Raw genomic sequence first — 15,198 nt, 5'->3', positions numbered from 1 at the left:
GACAATTGCGTGGGATCGCAGTCGCACCACCCCGAATCCGACGTGATTCGGCTGGCCTTCGGGCTGGCCGCGATCACGGCTGGTGCGGCGCGCAGAACCGCTGGTCTCGCACTTGATTCCGTGCAGCGGATCCCTGTCGTCGGTGACGCACTCGACGGCGCGATCACTCAGGTCACCACTCGCGGCACGGAAGCGATGCACTCGACCGTGGAGTTCGCCGACTCGACCTTGCGGACGGTGATCAAAGCTGTCGTCGACGCTGCTCTGTCCGAAGTCGACATCACCAAGATCGTCGTCGACCACGTGGACATCGACAAGATCGCCGAGAACATCGACGTGGACAAGATTGCCGAACGGGTCTCGCTCGAACCGATCATCGACCGGGTCGACGTGGACGAGATCGCAAGCCGCCTCGACGTCAAAGCGGTGATCGATCGCCTCGATCTCGACGGGATAGTCGACACGGTCGACCTCGAACGCCAGGTCAACCGCATCGACCTCGTCAAGATCGCCGACCAGGTCATCGAGGGCGTCGACCTGCCCCAGATGATTCGTGAATCGACCGGTTCACTCTCCACGGAAGCCGTGCACGGAGCTCGAGTGCAGGGCATGCAGGCGGACGACGCTGTCGCCGGCTTCGTCGGGCGACTCTTCGGCCGCGACAACGCACCGTCATCAGATAAACCGTCACCAGATAAACCGTCGACAGAGACCGATCCGAAGACGAACGCAGGCGAACGCTAGTGGCCCAGGAGAGTTCCGGCCCAGCCGGCATCGTCACCCGTGGACTCGCCGGACTGATCGACCTGGGCGTCGTCCTGCTCCTGATGGGTTCCGTGTACGTGGGCTTCGCCTTCGTCCGACTGCTCTTCTCGCCACAGAGTTTCACTTTCTCGGAACCGGGAATCTTCCTGTCCACGACGGCATTTCTCGGTGTCTCGGTGGCGTATCTGACCGCCTGCTGGGCGACCACCGGTCGGACTGTCGGGTCCCTCGTGATGGGGCTGCGGGTGATCACGTCCGGGCATCGCCTCGTGCGCTGGCCGTTGGCCTTCATCCGTGCGGTGCTCTGCGTGCTCTTCGCCTTCGGATTGCTGTGGTCGGCGGTCGATCGACGACGACGTTCGTTGCAGGACATCGTTCTGCGCACCGAGGTCGTCTACGACTGGCGTCAGGACCCGGATCTGGTGGCACCGCACGGAGGTGAGCACGCATGAGTGAACCGAACCGCCCGGACGAGCGCTTCACCCTTGCCAGCGAGCGCACCTTCCTCGCCTGGATGCGTAGCTCACTCGCCCTGCTGGCCGGAGGCATCGCCGTCGTCCAGTTGGTACCGGAATGGAGTACCGGGTGGGTTCGCACGACTCTCGGTCTGACCCTGATCGCACTCGCGGCGGCAGCCGCACTGGTAGGTATGCGACGCTGGCTACAGGTGAAGAAGGCGCTCGAGGACGGAGCGGCGATGCCGGAACCGCACGCATTGTGGCTGTTTGCACTGGCACTGGCCGGGGTTGCCGTCGCAGCCGGCGTGGCAACGGTGGTCACCAGCCTCGCTCGCTGAGATACGCAGAGAAGTCCCAGCGGTGTCTGGATAGTCTGCAAAGAACGTGAAGCATGTCAGAGAAGTAAACGAAACAGACGACAAGGGAGTGCACGGTGGCGCAGGAACTCAAGCTCGGATACAAGGCATCGGCTGAGCAATTCGGCCCTCGCGAACTGGTAGAGCTGGCAGTTCTGGCAGAGCAGCACGGCATGGATTCCGTTGCGGTGAGCGATCATTTCCAGCCGTGGCGCCACAACGGTGGCCACGCACCGTTCTCGCTCGCCTGGATGACCGCCGTCGGTGAGCGCACCGAGCGCGTGCAGATCGGCACGTCCGTGATGACGCCGACGTTCCGCTACAACCCGGCAGTCATCGCTCAGGCGTTCGCGACGATGGGATGTCTCTACCCGGGACGCATCATGCTCGGCGTCGGCAGCGGTGAGGCTCTCAACGAGATCGCCACCGGCTTCCAGGGCGAGTGGCCCGAGTTCAAGGAACGCTTCGCGCGGCTGCGTGAGTCCGTGCGGTTGATGCGTGAGCTGTGGCTGGGCGATCGTGTCGACTTCGAAGGCGAGTACTTCACCACTCGTGGCGCGTCGATCTACGACGTTCCCGAGGGAGGCATTCCCGTGTACATCGCGGCCGGCGGACCCGTTGTCGCCCGGTACGCGGGACGTGCCGGTGACGGCTTCATCTGCACCTCCGGAAAGGGCATGGAGCTCTACACCGAGAAGCTGCTTCCAGCCGTTGCCGAGGGCGCAGCCAAGGCCGAGCGCGACGTCGCCGACATCGACAAGATGATCGAGATCAAGATCAGCTACGACACCGATCCGGAGGCTGCACTCGAGAACACCCGCTTCTGGGCTCCGCTGTCCCTGACGCCGGAGCAGAAGCACAGCATCGAGGATCCGATCGAAATGGAAGCCGCTGCCGACGCTCTGCCCATCGAGCAGGTGGCCAAGCGTTGGATCGTCGCTTCCGATCCGGACGACGCCGTCGAGCAGGTCAAGGCCTACGTCGATGCCGGTCTCAATCACCTGGTGTTCCACGCACCGGGCCATGATCAGCGCCGGTTCCTCGAACTGTTCGAGCGTGACCTCGCGCCTCGCTTGCGTGCTCTGGGCTGATCCTCGAGATCAACTGAACGGTGTCTGCCACTCGACGTGTGGCAGGCACCGTTCGTCTTTCTCGTAGCCGCCGGTTGTCGGCACGAGCGTGAGCGTGACCACGATCAGTGGCAAGGTGGGCGGCGGCCCACACTAGGCTGTTGGGCATGCCAGAAGCGCCCGCTGCCGTGTCGAGTGTCTACGTTGCCTCTCCTGAAGGTGACACCGGAAAATCCACCATCGCGCTTGGCGTGCTGCAGATGCTGTGCGCGACCGTCGCCCGGGTCGGTGTCTTCCGCCCGATCGCCCGCTCTACCGAGGAAACCGACTACATCCTCGAACTGCTGCTCGAGCACACCACCGCCGATCTCTCCTACGCCGACGCACTCGGCGTCACCTACGAGCAGGTTCACGCCGATCCTGAAGCCGCGCTGGCCGACATCGTCGCGAACTACCACACCGTGGCCGAGCAGTGCGACGCCGTCGTCATCATCGGAAGTGACTACACCGACGTAGCAAGCCCGAGCGAGCTGAGCTTCAACGCCCGCATCGCCGTGAACCTCGGCGCGCCGGTTCTGCTGGCGGTACGCGGCGCTCGGCGCAGTGTCGAGGAGGTCGCCCAGCTCGCGCATCTATGCGCCGCCGAGTTGGCCGCCAACCACGCTCATCTGCTCGCCGTCGTCGCCAATCGTTGCGATCCCGACAAGCTCGACGAGGTCACCGCAGCGCTGTCCGACATCGGTGTTCCGACGTGGAGCCTGCCGGAGATTCCGTTGCTCGTCTCGCCCACGATGGCCGAGTTGATGGAGGCCACCGGCGGCGAGTTGTATTCGGGTGACCCGGAACTGCTGCACCGCGAAGCGCTCAAGGTGATGGTGGGCGGCATGACCGCGGAGCACATCCTCGAGCGTCTGGTCGAGGGCATGGTCGTCATCGCACCGGGCGATCGCTCGGACGTTCTGCTCGCATTGCTCAATGCACATGAGGCGGAAGGATTTCCGTCGCTCGCGGGCATCATCATGAATGGCGGGATCACACCGCACCCGGCCATCGCAGCGTTGATGGCCGGCCTCAAACAGCGTCTTCCGATCCTGACGACAACCCTCGGTACCTTCGACACCGCAAGCGCCGCAGCCCAAACCCGCGGACGCGTGGCAGTCGGTTCGCAGCGCAAGGTCGACACCGCGTTGAGCTTGATGGAACAGCGCGTCGACGCCGACGTCCTGATGGACCGACTGGCACTGCCGATCCCGTCCGTCGTGACCCCACAGATGTTCGAGTACAAGCTCATCGACCGCGCTCGACGCGATCGCAAGCACATCGTCCTGCCTGAGGGTGACGACGACCGGATCCTGCGCGCGGCCGGCCGGCTGCTGCAGCGCCAGGTTGCCGACCTGACGATCCTCGGTGACGAACCCAGTGTGCGTCGACGCGCAGCGGAACTCGGCGTCGACATCAGTGGCGCGCAGGTACTCGCACCCGCGCAGTCCGAGTACACCGAGCGCTTCGCACAGGAATACACCGCGCTGCGTGCTCACAAGGGCATGACCATCGAGCGGGCCCGCGAGGTGATCGCCGACATCTCGTACTTCGGAACGATGATGGTGCACTTGGGAATTGCCGACGGCATGGTCTCCGGTGCCGCCCACACCACCGCTCACACGATTCGACCCTCGTTCGAGATCATCAAGACCGCCCCCGGTGTCTCGACGGTCTCGAGCATCTTCCTGATGTGCCTGGCCGACCGCGTTCTCTCCTACGGTGACTGCGCCGTGGTTCCGGACCCGACGTCGGAGCAGTTGGCGGACATCGCGATCTCGTCCGCACAGACGGCGTCGCAGTTCGGGATCGATCCGCGCATCGCGATGCTCTCGTACTCCACCGGCGATTCGGGCAGCGGAGCCGACGTCGACAAGGTTCGCACCGCGACCGCTTTGGTGCGCGAGCGTCGACCGGATCTGTTGGTGGAAGGGCCCATTCAGTACGACGCCGCCGTCGAGCAGAGTGTCGCCGACAAGAAGATGCCGGATTCGCTGGTGGCGGGCAAAGCAACGGTGTTCGTGTTCCCGGACCTGAACACCGGCAACAACACGTACAAGGCAGTGCAGCGTAGCGCCGGTGCTATCGCCGTCGGGCCGGTTCTGCAGGGACTGAACAAGCCGGTCAACGACCTCTCGCGTGGAGCGTTGGTCCAGGACATCGTCAACACCGTGGCTATCACGGCAATACAGGCACAGGGAGCGCAAGCGTGAGCGACGGCACCGTGGTGGTCATCAATTCCGGCTCGTCATCCATCAAATTTCAACTCGTGCATCCGGATACGGCGGAATCGGTGGCACACGGTCTCATCGAGCGCATCGGTGAGCCCGACGGCCACATCGTCTACAACCACCGCACCGGAGTCGAAGACCGGAGCCTTCCGATCGCCGATCACCGCGCAGGTCTGAAGATGGTGCTCGACATCGTCGCCGAGGTCGGGCGGCCGCTGAGTGAGGCCGGAATCATCGCAGTCGGTCACCGAGTCGTGCACGGTGGTGACATCTTCTATTCGCCGACTCTCATCGACGACGGCGTCGTGAAAGCCATCGAAGATCTGTCGAACCTTGCGCCGCTGCACAATCCCGCCAACGTGATCGGTATCGAGGTGGCGCGCGAAGAACTGCCAGACGTTCCGCACGTCGCAGTGTTCGACACCGCCTTCTTTCACACACTGCCCGCGGCGGCGTCCACCTATGCGATCGATCGGGATGTGGCCAAGGCCAACCAGATTCGCCGGTACGGCTTCCACGGGACCTCACACGAATACGTGTCTGGACGGGTCGCGGAGTTCCTCGGCAAGGATCCCGCCGAGCTGAATCAGATAGTCCTGCACCTCGGAAACGGCGCTTCGGCCTCGGCAATCAAGGGCGGCAAGGCCATCGACACCACGATGGGCCTCACCCCGCTCGAGGGTCTTGTCATGGGCACCCGCAGCGGCGACATCGACCCAGGCATCATCTTGCACCTCAATCGCAACTCTGGAATGAAGGTCGACGAGATCGACGACCTCCTCAACCGGCGCTCCGGTTTGAAGGGACTGTCGGGAGTCAACGATTTCCGTGCCCTGCTCGCACTGATCGAGGGCGGCGACCAAGACGCACAACTTGCGTACGACGTTTACGTACACATGCTCCGTAAGTACATCGGCGCCTTCATCGTTCAACTCGGTGGCGTCGACGTCATCACCTTCACCGGCGGTGTTGGCGAGAACAACATCGACGTACGACGCGACAGCCTGGCCGGGCTTTCCCGTCTCGGTATCGAGGTCGATCCGGCTCTCAACGAGGCGAAGAGTCGCGACGAGCGTCGTATCTCCGCATCCTCGTCGGCGGTCGAGGTGCTGGTGGTCCCCACCAACGAGGAGTTGGCGATCGCCCGCGCGGCGAAGGCTTTGGTGGCCGCACTGTAGGTTTCTGCAGCACTGTAAACCTCGGGGCGTCCGTCAGAAATTGCTGCGCGGACGCACCGCATTCGCCCGGTCCACGAGGGCGTAGCGGTGCGTGCGGGAGGTCGTGGCGCGAGCGAGGGCGCGAAGGCAGGCTTCGGTTCCGGTGCGCAGACCTTGCTCGGTGAAGGGCAGGTCGAGGATGGGTTCGAGTTCGGTGTGCGAGCGATTGCCGTAGCGAATCCAATCGAGTGCCGTGCCCAACACCAGGGTTCGCATCTGCAGGCTTCGGCTCTCTTCAGCAGGTAGCGCCCGAACACGACGGGCGGCTTCCCGCAGAGTCGATTCGTCGAGTTCGGCGATCGGAACGCCGGACAGCATCGTCAGAGCGCTGGACATCCGTGCGACGTTGTAGTGCCGGGAAGACGTGGGTACTTCGTCGAGGGCGGCGATGGCTGCCTTCTTGTTGCCGTGATCGGCGAGTTGTCGGGCGAGCCCGAATGCTGCGCTCACGTAGTTTCGTTCGGTCCGCCAGACGGTGCGGTAGTACTTCTCGGAGAAGCGGCACCATTGGTCCGGGTCGTCGCTCTCCCAGTGCTGGAGAATCAGTTCTGCCGTCGCTGCCAACGCCAGCTTGGGGGCAGCCTCGCCGGGCAGTGCGGTGAGAACTGCCTCGAAGTGACTGAAAGCGGGCTCGAATCGGTCCAGTTGTAACGCCGCAAGTCCTCGATACCACTCGATCTTCCAGTGGTCCCCGATGTTCTGCTGGAGTTCGCCCAGAACTGTCAGTGCGGTTTCCGGATCACCGAGATCGAGATGAGCCTTGGCCTCGGCCAGTCGAACTTCGCCCGAGACGGCGGCCGCCGGTGTGCCCGATGTTCGGTCGATTCCGTTCTCGCGGGCGTGTTTCAACGCATCGAGGGTCTGCGACGGTTCGCTGTGCACCGCTGCCGCCAGCAACGGCGCGCTGGGATCGGTGGGGTCGACCAACGGAATGGGAAGTGCGTGCGCAACTTCGCGCGGATCGAGAGCGGCGTCGTGGCTGACACCGTCCACGTACACATCCGTTTGCCCGACCAATTCATCGGTGCCGAAAGACGTTCGCTGCCTGCTGAACACGAGCGAGAGTCCGGGATTTTCCTGCCCGGTCTGCTCGGCGAGGATTTCTCGCAGAACGCCGGTGAGTTGTCCCGCGATTTCCTCGGCGGACTGAAATCGCTTCTTCGGATCCGGGTCGGTGGCGCGTAGCAGTAGACGGTGGAAGAACTCGTGGTCGCGCAGTAGTGGCTCGTCCTCGGGTTCGGGAAGGCCGTCGAGGTACCGTCCGTGCTTCGAGGGCATGTCGAGGGTGAGAACCGCGAGTGTTCTTCCGACGGTGAAGATGTCGGAGGCGATGGTCGGACCGGTCTCGATGATCTCGGGTGCTTGATAGCCGGCGGTACCGTACAGGTATCCGTAGTCTTCGATTCCGGACACGGCGCCGAGGTCGATCAGCTTCAACTGGTCCTCGGTGACCATCACGTTCTCGGGTTTGAGGTCGTTGTACGCCAGGCCGGTGGAATGCAGATAGCTCAGCGCCGGAAGGATTTCCAGTACGTAGCCGATTGCCTGCTCGATCGGCATGTGCTTGCCGTCCGGGAATTCGGCCAGCACCTCTCGCAATGATCGCCCACCCACGTACTCCATGACGATGTACCCCATGGGTGTGCCGTCCGGGCGTGGATGCTCGACGAAGTTGAAGATCTTGACGATGCTGGGGTTGGCGACCTCGGCGAGGAACTGACGCTCGGCCACCGCAACGGCTTGCGCTTCGGAATCACCGAAATGCAAGAGCCCCTTGAGAACTACCCACCTGTCGCTGACATTGCGATCGATCGCGAGGTAGATCCATCCCAGGCCGCCGTGCGCGATGGGCCCTTGAACCTCGTATTGACCGGACACCAATTCGCCCTCTTCGAGGAGTGGGCGGAAGTCGAAAGTGGAACCGCACTTGGGGCAGGTGCCGTGCTGAGTTGCCTTGGTGCTTGCGCTCTTACGACCGACTGGTTCGTTGCATTTCCAACAGAACCGTTTCCGCTCGGGGACGGTCGGGTCACTCATCACCGCAGATGCGGGGTCGATCTGAGGGACGGGGGGAACCTCGACCAGGCCGCCGCCGAGGCGCAGCTTTCGCCCCGACCGGCTGCGGCGGGATCGAGTGGAGCGGCCGGTCGGGGAGGAGGACGCGGACGGCGTGGTTCCTCGTATCTGGGCCGAGGTCGGTTCGAGACGCTCGTAGGCGCCCGTGGCTTCGGGCTCGGGCCGCTCGTAGGCGCCGGTGGCTTCGGGTTCGGGACGCATGGAAGCCTGCGTGGCGTCGGGCTCGGGGCCGGTTTCTTCGGTCATGTCAGCCTCAATCCCGGTAGACGGCCGGCGGGGGACCGGGCGAAGGACCGAGGACGCTGAGCCAGCGGTCGTAGATACGGTTCCAGGTCCCGTCGCTCCGGATCCGATCCAGTGTTCCGTTGACGAATCGGACCAAGTCGGGGTTGTCCTTGTTCACTCCGATTCCGTATGGTTCGACGCCCAGTGAGCCACCGACCATCATGAGATACGGGTCTTGCGAGGCGAGGCCCGCGAGGATCGTGTCGTCGGTGCTGATCGCGTCCACCTGCCCCTGCTGGAGGACGACGAGGCAGTCGGACCACATCGGGACGGTGACGACGGTGGCTTCGGGTTGGAGTTGCTGGATTCGAGTGGCCGAGGTCGTTCCCCGGGCAGCGCAGACCCGCTTGCCTGCGAGGTCGTCGATGCCGCGGACGGATGACCCCTGCAAGACCTGAATTCGTTGTTCAGCGGAGAAGTACTGCGTCGAAAAGTCGACCTTCTCGCGCCGCTCGCACGTGATGGTCATGGTCTTGACGACCACGTCGACCATCGATTCCTGGAGTGCGGCGATCCGATCGTCCGACGTCAGGATTCGGTACTCGATCTTCTCCGGGTCACCGAGCAGATCTCGGGCGATTTCGCGGGCGATGTCCACGTCGAAACCCTCGAGGCGCCCGGTGGCCGGATCGCGAAAGCTCATGAGGTTGGAACCGGTGTCCAGGCCCACGATCAGCCGCCCGCGGGCGCGGATGGCGTCGAGGCTCGGCGTGGGTGGCTGCGGAGATGCGTCTGCGGGGGTGGGCCGCAGGCTCGCGGTGAGGTTGGTGCACGACGCGGTAGTCGTCGGTGTCGGGCTGGGAGCGATGGTGGCCTCGGCCGGCAGCGGCGGTTCCGTGTACGACGTGGCGCCTGCGTTGTCCAAGTCTTCGGCTCGATCCGCACCGCAACCGGCGAGCATCAGCATGGCCGCTGCCAGAACCGCGACACATACGGCCGGGCTCTTCCTCCGCATCACCGGTACTCCCGTCACTGATACTCCCGCAGTCGAGGCCAGAATCCGATGAAGATTCCGGCAACTCCGAGAACTGCCAATACAGACATGCCCGGTGCAGAGGCAGCCAACACCCGGGAGGCGTACGAGACGTCGGACCGAAGATTCGTGCGCGAATCCACGATTCCCTGCCAGAGTTCGTGATCGAGCTTTCCGTACTCCGCGGCCGAATCCTGTTCTCCGGCGCCGATGGTGATGGCTGCGGCGGACGTGAAGTCGCCGTTTCCGAGACGGTCGTACATGCGCGTGTGCGCAGCCACCCACTGCTGGCGCGAGTCGAGTGCGGCGGTCAGCACTTCGCTGTTCACTCGGGCGCGTTCGTCGCTTTGCAGGCCCTCGAGGATGTCCCGCAGAGCATCGACCTTGCGGGTGAACGTCACGTTGTCCTCGGCGGTCGAATCCCGCCTCGCCAGCGTGAGGGTTTCCACGGTGCGTGCTTGCTGCGCCATGATTCGTGCCTCGGTCAGTTCGTGCAGTGGCTCGGCCCCGGCGTCGAGCGCGCGCCCGGTGGCCAGTGCGGAGACCAGTCCGACCGTGAGCAGCCACAGCAGAGCTGCAGCGACCGCGAGCGAGGCAAGGATCAACCCGAGATTGAAGCGTCGGCGACTCTTGCGGGAGAAGTACATCTGTGTCGCCACCAGCGCGCACAGCACGAAGACGAACGCCACGATCGGCCACCACGGTGGAGTCTCGAAATCGCGCTGTACTTGGGAGACCAGCGTCTCCTGCGAGGCGTGCAGTTGCTGGGCCATCGGCAGCAGCGAGGTCTGCATCAACTGCGAGGCCTCGCTCAAATATGCTGCCCCGACCGGGTTTCCGACGCGATTGTTCGCCCGTGCAGTTTCGACCAGCCCGGTGTAGACGGAGAGGTCGGTCGAGATTGTGGTCAACGCGCTGTGACCGGCAAGATCGGTCGAGTCGAGACCGGCCGACGCCTGGACGATCTCCGCAGAGGCCTCACCGATCGACTGCGTGTATCGGTCGCGGACTTCGGCGGGTTCGAGGCCGCCGGAGATGAAGGCGGTGGCCGCGGCGGCGTCTGCCAAGGACAACGCACTGTAGAGATTCTGGGCCGAGTTGGCGAGAGGCTCGGTTTCGACGAGGAGGAGGTCGAGGTTCGCCTGGCGGTTCTCGATCGCTGCGGTGGCGAGGAGTCCGGCGATCAAAGTGATCGCGATCAGGATCAGTCCGACGACGGTCAACCGGCCAGGCGTCGAGGACATGAAGGCCTGCAGTTCGCGCCGCAGAAGTGCCTGCTCGTCCTCCGCCGACACTGATGTGGCCTCGGAGGGCGGCAGCGACCGGGGTTCGATGGACGGGACGACACGGTCGACCATCGAGCACCTCACTTCGCTGTAGGCGGGCTACCGAGAAATGATGCCGCCGAGAAATGATTCAGGGCATCTTCGCGAGCATATAAGCATCACCTACACCTGGAGCAGATTGAAACGGTTAGTGTGGGACAACGGCGAGAGCAGGCGGAGCGAGGTAGTCGATGCGTGGTGACGGTGACGGTTGGTCCATCGGATCGGACGGTACTCGGCATTGGGGTAAACACGGAGCCGCAGGACTGCTTCTGCGTGCCCCCGATTCGGACGGATCACCCATGGTCTTGCTGCAGCATCGTGCGGCGTGGAGCCATCAGGGCGGAACGTGGGCACTGCCCGGCGGAGCGCGGGACTCACACGAGAGCACGACGCACGCTGCCGTCCGGGAAGCACACGAAGAAGCAGGTATCGCCGAGGACGCCGTCCGTGTCCGCGGGGAAGTAGTGACGATGCGCGCCGAGAGCGGGTGGACTTACACCACCGTCGTGGCTGACGCGGCGCATCCACTGTCGACGGTTGCCAATGGTGAGAGCACCGAGTTGCGGTGGGTACGCGAAGCCGACGTCGACTCACTGCCGCTGCATCCGGGCTTCGGTTCCTCATGGCCCGACCTCCGGACCGAGCCTGTTGTGGCCGTGGACGGCGATCCGCACACCGTCGTGCTCGAGGACGGCGGATTCGGATGGTTGTCGGGTAGTTCCCACCACGGCAGTGACCAGGCAGGCAGCGACCAGGCAGGCAGCGACCAGGCACGCAGCGACCAGGCAGGCAGCGACCAGAACCTGTCCGAGGCGAGCAGTACCCAGTCGTAGCAGTCGAGTCTTCACAGTTCATACACAGCAGAAGGGCCGGACTCCGCGGGAGTCCGGCCATTCGGTGTTTCGGTCGTCGACCGAAACGAGGCTCAGCTGAGCGAGTTCAGCGCCGTGATGAAGCTGACCGCGGTGATACCGAGCTTGAGCAGCTCGCTGATCTTGCCGAGGTTCAGGTCTTCGAGCGATTCGGTGCTGAGCGAGCCGGTGTCGAGGGATCCCATTTAGTGCTCCTAGGTTCAGTTAGTAACTGGAGGTAAACTACAACAAACCGAATGGGATGTGACACGCAATCGAAGCAACTGTGAGCAAGATCACTTAATCCGACTTTTCGGACATTCAATCGCACCTAGGAACTGGGAGTTTGTTGTCTGATCGGACAACTTCCGTTCACAATTCGAGTCAGGCGTGCTGACCCGTAACTGTGCGGAAATCGCCCGGCAAACACTTGACGAACGCCAGTTACCGGCTTTCAGCGCCCAGCGACGGCTGCGGCGAGGCGTTGCGCGGCCGCCTGGGGGTCCGATGCTTGCGTGATTGCACGCACGACGACGATGCGCGTGGCGCCGGCATCGAGCAGCTCTGGCAGACGTTCCTCGTCGATGCCGCCGATCGCGAACCAGGGCCGCGGCGGTGCGGCGTCGGCGGTCGATCGAACCAGTTCCAAACCGGACGCACTTCGATTCGGTTTGGTCGGTGTCGCCCAGACCGGCCCGGTACAGAAGTAGTCGACGCCCTCTTCGATGGCGGCCAGACTCGCCTGCGCGCGACTGCTCGTCGAACGCCCGATGACGACGTCTTCACCGACAACGGTTCGCGCGTAGGGGACGGGAATGTCGTTCTGGCCGAGGTGGAGGATGTCGGCGCCGGAAGCCATCGCGAGATCCGCGCGATCGTTGACGGCCAACAATGCGCCGTGGCGTCGCGCTGCGGCCGCGAGAATGCCCAGCGCCACCAGTTCGTCCTTGGCCTCGAGCGGGCCGAACTCGCGCTCACCGGCAGAGCCTTTGTCACGCAATTGGATGATGTCGACTCCGCCGGACAATGCTGCCTCGGCGAACTGCGCGAGGTCGCCTTTCTCGCGGCGCGCGTCGGTGCACAGGTACAGCCGTGCTGCTGCCAGGCGCTCGCGCCGGTCGATGTCGTTACTGGGATGTGTGGGGTGCACGGAGCAAACGGTAGCCTCTAGGGAGCAAGGTTCGACACGGGAGTCCTGAAACGTCGTCGTCACTTTTTGTCGTGACTGCGAGGTTCGTAGGGCTGAGAGGGGATCGCGACCAGATCCCGACCGTCAGACCTGACCCGGATCATGCCGGCGCAGGAAGTGGAGGTGGAGTTTCGTGAGTACACACGCTCGTACGGTGTCGGTTGTCGGCGGCGGTGTCATCGGTCTCGCTATCGCGTGGCGAGCAGCCCGCGACGGGTGGGCCGTTCGGTTGTACGACCCGTCCATTGGATCAGGTGCTTCGTGGGTGGCGGGCGGAATGCTTGCCCCGCTTTCCGAAGGCTGGCCGGGTGAAGAAACCGCGTTGACAATCGGTGCAGCGTCCCTGGAACGGTGGCCGACGTTCGGTGAGGAGCTCGGAAAATTCGGGCAATCGGTCTTCACCGCGGACAGCTCGCTGACGGTTGCACTCGACGCTGCCGACGCGCAGGACCTGCAGACCATCGCCGAGTGGGTGAGCTCGCAGGGGCACGAACTCGAAGTTCTCGGTCGCGCGCGCATCCGTGAACTCGAACCGATGCTGGGCCGGGGCATCCGGTCGGGGTTGATGGCTGTTGGTGAGTCCGCCGTCGACAACAGACTTCTGCTGGCGGCGTTGCAGAAGGCCTGTGCGGAATCCGGCGTCGAATTGATCGCGCGGGCCGTCGACGACCTCGCCGAACTCGATACCGATCAGATAGTGCTCACCGCCGGTATCGCGTCACCCAAGCTGTGGCCCGGGCTACCGGTACGCCCGGTCAAGGGCGAAATCCTTCGCTTGCGCAGTAGGCCTGGAGTCACCCCGTCGCCCAGCCGTACCATCCGTGGCAGCGTCCACGGGCGGCCCGCCTACCTCGTCCCGCGCGGTGACGGAATCGTCGTCGGCGCAACACAATACGAGTCTGGTGAGGACACACAGGTCACGATGGCCGGCGTACGGGACTTGATCAACGATGCCGAGGCCCTGATGCCGGCGATCGGCGAATACGAACTGTACGAGTGCGCGGCAGGTCTGCGTCCGATGACGCCGGACAACCTGCCGTTGATCGGGCGCGTGTCCGATCGTGTTGTCGTCTCCACCGGGCACGGCCGCAACGGAGTCCTGCTGACGCCCGTCACCGCCGATGCGACGGTCGCGTTGCTGAACGGCACATCTTTGGTCGAGGTAAAAGGAACCGAACCCGAGCGGTTCGCAGTAGCTAAGGAAAATTCATGAGTGAGCAGGTCCCGATCGGGATCACCGTCAACGGCGAAGATCTCGAGTTCGATCGAGCAGTCACGGTGACCGAACTTCTGACGCACCTCGAGTTGCCGAGCAAAGGCATCGCCGTCGCCGTCGACGGTGCGCTCTTTCCTCGCGGGCGTTGGGACGAATCCGTCGGACGTGGTTGGGAAATCGAGATCCTCACGGCGGTGCAGGGTGGCTGAGCAGGACCTTCTCACTATCGCGGGCCGCAGTTTCGGTTCCCGGCTCATCACGGGGACAGGCGGCGCCGCCAACCTTGCGGTGCTCGAGGAAGCGCTTGTCGCCTCCGGTACCGAACTGACCACCGTCGCGATGCGGCGAGTCGACGCGGCCGGCGGCACCGGCGTTCTGGACCTGCTTCGTCGCCTCGGAATCGAACCGTTGCCGAACACCGCCGGGTGTCGGGGCGCCGCCGAAGCGGTCCTGACGGCGCAGTTGGCACGCGAAGCGCTCGAGACGAACTGGGTCAAACTCGAAGTCATCGCCGACGAGCGGACTCTGCTGCCCGACGCAATCGAACTCGTCTCCGCCGCAGAACAATTGGTGGACGACGGATTCACCGTCCTGCCGTACACGACGGACGATCCGGTGCTGGCGCTTCGCCTCGAAGAGGTCGGCTGCGCGGCAGTCATGCCGCTCGGTTCACCCATCGGGACAGGGCTGGGTATCGCGAATCCGCACAATATCGAGATGATCGTCGAGCGCGCCGGCGTGCCCGTCATCCTCGACGCCGGAATCGGAACGGCCAGCGACGCCACCCTTGCCATGGAGTTGGGCTGCGACGCCGTCCTGCTTGCGACAGCGGTGACGCGGGCCAAGAATCCCGCGTTGATGGCGTCGGCGATGCGGCACGCAGTGGTAGCAGGTTTCGAAGCGCGTCACGCCGGCCGGATTCCCAAGCGGTTCTGGGCCCAAGCATCGTCCTGACGGACCATTTCCGGGTGTTTTCTCAGGGTTATGCCCGGATTGTCCGGCTTCGTGTCCTACCTGAGTACCACTCGGAACTAGACCTGTGGCCGATGTGCTGGTCATTGCCGGTAGGGCAAAGTTCTCCTCATGATTGAGCTGAGGGGATTGACCAAGGTTTACGGACCGACGAAAGCGGTGGACGATTTGT

Annotated in this window: 15 protein-coding genes and 1 riboswitch; of the genes, 10 read left to right on the top strand and 5 right to left on the bottom strand. The window is 64.0% G+C overall.

The annotated features are described in order from the left end of the window. Positions 1-9 precede the first annotated feature (9 nt). The 6 genes from QRN54_RS24595 (at position 10) to QRN54_RS24570 (ending at position 6,097) form a co-directional block, all read left to right on the top strand. On the top strand, positions 10-744 hold the full coding sequence (locus tag QRN54_RS24595) for a hypothetical protein (protein WP_054831837.1): 735 nt from the start codon (positions 10-12) through the stop codon (positions 742-744). Further along, positions 744-1,217: an RDD family protein gene (locus tag QRN54_RS24590; RefSeq protein ID WP_003944375.1), complete on the top strand. Its 474-nt coding sequence runs from the start codon at positions 744-746 to the stop codon at positions 1,215-1,217. The genes QRN54_RS24595 and QRN54_RS24590 overlap by 1 nt, the downstream gene beginning before the upstream one ends. Continuing rightward, entirely contained in the window at positions 1,214-1,561 is a 348-nt protein-coding gene (locus tag QRN54_RS24585) for a YidH family protein (protein ID WP_003944317.1), read from the top strand. Before QRN54_RS24590 ends, QRN54_RS24585 begins: the two co-directional genes overlap by 4 nt. Before the next feature lie 95 nt (positions 1,562-1,656). Continuing rightward, a complete protein-coding gene (fgd, locus tag QRN54_RS24580; RefSeq protein WP_003944371.1) occupies positions 1,657-2,670 on the top strand; it encodes a glucose-6-phosphate dehydrogenase (coenzyme-F420) in 1,014 nt (337 codons plus the stop codon). A 146-nt stretch (positions 2,671-2,816) separates the two neighbouring features. Then, positions 2,817-4,901 carry a phosphate acetyltransferase gene (pta, locus tag QRN54_RS24575; protein WP_285183315.1) on the top strand — a complete coding sequence of 695 codons (2,085 nt, stop codon included), beginning with the start codon at positions 2,817-2,819 and terminating at the stop codon, positions 4,899-4,901. Further along, entirely contained in the window at positions 4,898-6,097 is a 1,200-nt protein-coding gene (locus QRN54_RS24570; protein WP_285183314.1) for an acetate kinase, read from the top strand. The genes pta and QRN54_RS24570 overlap by 4 nt, the downstream gene beginning before the upstream one ends. Positions 6,098-6,130: 33 nt before the next feature. Here QRN54_RS24570 and QRN54_RS24565 read toward each other — a convergent pair whose 3' ends face one another. The 3 genes from QRN54_RS24565 to QRN54_RS24555 are packed head-to-tail and all read right to left on the bottom strand — an operon-like array spanning position 6,131 to position 10,828. After that, positions 6,131-8,458, bottom strand: a complete 2,328-nt coding sequence (locus QRN54_RS24565) for a serine/threonine-protein kinase (protein WP_212633987.1) — start codon at positions 8,456-8,458, stop codon at positions 6,131-6,133. A 7-nt stretch (positions 8,459-8,465) separates the two neighbouring features. After that, the gene (locus tag QRN54_RS24560; RefSeq protein ID WP_042925914.1) at positions 8,466-9,452 is read right to left on the bottom strand and encodes a glutamate ABC transporter substrate-binding protein; all 987 of its coding nucleotides are present in this window, start codon (positions 9,450-9,452) and stop codon (positions 8,466-8,468) included. Between the two features lie 14 nt (positions 9,453-9,466). Continuing rightward, positions 9,467-10,828, bottom strand: coding sequence for a GlnX family signal transduction membrane protein (locus tag QRN54_RS24555; RefSeq protein ID WP_042452116.1), 1,362 nt, complete (start codon positions 10,826-10,828; stop codon positions 9,467-9,469). Positions 10,829-10,986: 158 nt separating this feature from the next. Between QRN54_RS24555 and QRN54_RS24550 the strand changes: the two genes are divergently transcribed. Beyond that, positions 10,987-11,631, top strand: a complete 645-nt coding sequence (locus tag QRN54_RS24550) for an NUDIX hydrolase (protein ID WP_047269455.1) — start codon at positions 10,987-10,989, stop codon at positions 11,629-11,631. Positions 11,632-11,723: 92 nt separating this feature from the next. Here QRN54_RS24550 and QRN54_RS24545 read toward each other — a convergent pair whose 3' ends face one another. After that, entirely contained in the window at positions 11,724-11,855 is a 132-nt protein-coding gene (locus tag QRN54_RS24545; RefSeq protein ID WP_003944354.1) for a hypothetical protein, read from the bottom strand. Positions 11,856-12,103: 248 nt separating this feature from the next. Then, complete coding sequence (gene thiE, locus QRN54_RS24540; protein ID WP_007726855.1) at positions 12,104-12,799, bottom strand: thiamine phosphate synthase; 696 nt, start codon at positions 12,797-12,799, stop codon at positions 12,104-12,106. A gap of 26 nt (positions 12,800-12,825) precedes the next feature. Beyond that, positions 12,826-12,972: riboswitch (TPP riboswitch) on the top strand. Here thiE and thiO point away from each other — a divergent pair. The 3 genes from thiO to QRN54_RS24525 all read left to right on the top strand — a co-directional run bounded on the left by thiO (position 12,972) and on the right by QRN54_RS24525 (position 15,008). Beyond that, positions 12,972-14,051, top strand: a complete 1,080-nt coding sequence (gene thiO / locus QRN54_RS24535; RefSeq protein WP_285183306.1) for a glycine oxidase ThiO — start codon at positions 12,972-12,974, stop codon at positions 14,049-14,051. Its footprint overlaps the riboswitch before it by 1 nt. After that, positions 14,048-14,263, top strand: coding sequence for a sulfur carrier protein ThiS (thiS, locus tag QRN54_RS24530; RefSeq protein ID WP_003944402.1), 216 nt, complete (start codon positions 14,048-14,050; stop codon positions 14,261-14,263). The genes thiO and thiS overlap by 4 nt, the downstream gene beginning before the upstream one ends. Continuing rightward, entirely contained in the window at positions 14,256-15,008 is a 753-nt protein-coding gene (locus QRN54_RS24525; protein ID WP_007726857.1) for a thiazole synthase, read from the top strand. The genes thiS and QRN54_RS24525 overlap by 8 nt, the downstream gene beginning before the upstream one ends. Positions 15,009-15,198 lie beyond the last annotated feature (190 nt).

Origin of the sequence: Rhodococcus sp. MEB032 (genome assembly GCF_030208925.1) — a bacterium.
Classification (GTDB): domain Bacteria; phylum Actinomycetota; class Actinomycetes; order Mycobacteriales; family Mycobacteriaceae; genus Rhodococcus_F; species Rhodococcus_F qingshengii.
This window is presented reverse-complemented; position numbering and strand designations above follow the sequence as displayed.

What these genes read in the sequence shown, in the direction of transcription:
- QRN54_RS24585 (WP_003944317.1), top strand. Translation starts at nt 1,214, where the DNA reads ATGAGTGAACCGAACCGCCCGGACGAGCGCTTCACCCTTGCCAGCGAG.
- QRN54_RS24555 (WP_042452116.1), bottom strand. Translation starts at nt 10,828, where the DNA reads ATGGTCGACCGTGTCGTCCCGTCCATCGAACCCCGGTCGCTGCCGCCC.
- pta (WP_285183315.1), top strand. Translation starts at nt 2,817, where the DNA reads ATGCCAGAAGCGCCCGCTGCCGTGTCGAGTGTCTACGTTGCCTCTCCT.
- QRN54_RS24565 (WP_212633987.1), bottom strand. Translation starts at nt 8,458, where the DNA reads ATGACCGAAGAAACCGGCCCCGAGCCCGACGCCACGCAGGCTTCCATG.
- QRN54_RS24560 (WP_042925914.1), bottom strand. Translation starts at nt 9,452, where the DNA reads ATGCGGAGGAAGAGCCCGGCCGTATGTGTCGCGGTTCTGGCAGCGGCC.
- QRN54_RS24550 (WP_047269455.1), top strand. Translation starts at nt 10,987, where the DNA reads ATGCGTGGTGACGGTGACGGTTGGTCCATCGGATCGGACGGTACTCGG.
- thiS (WP_003944402.1), top strand. Translation starts at nt 14,048, where the DNA reads ATGAGTGAGCAGGTCCCGATCGGGATCACCGTCAACGGCGAAGATCTC.
- QRN54_RS24545 (WP_003944354.1), bottom strand. Translation starts at nt 11,855, where the DNA reads ATGGGATCCCTCGACACCGGCTCGCTCAGCACCGAATCGCTCGAAGAC.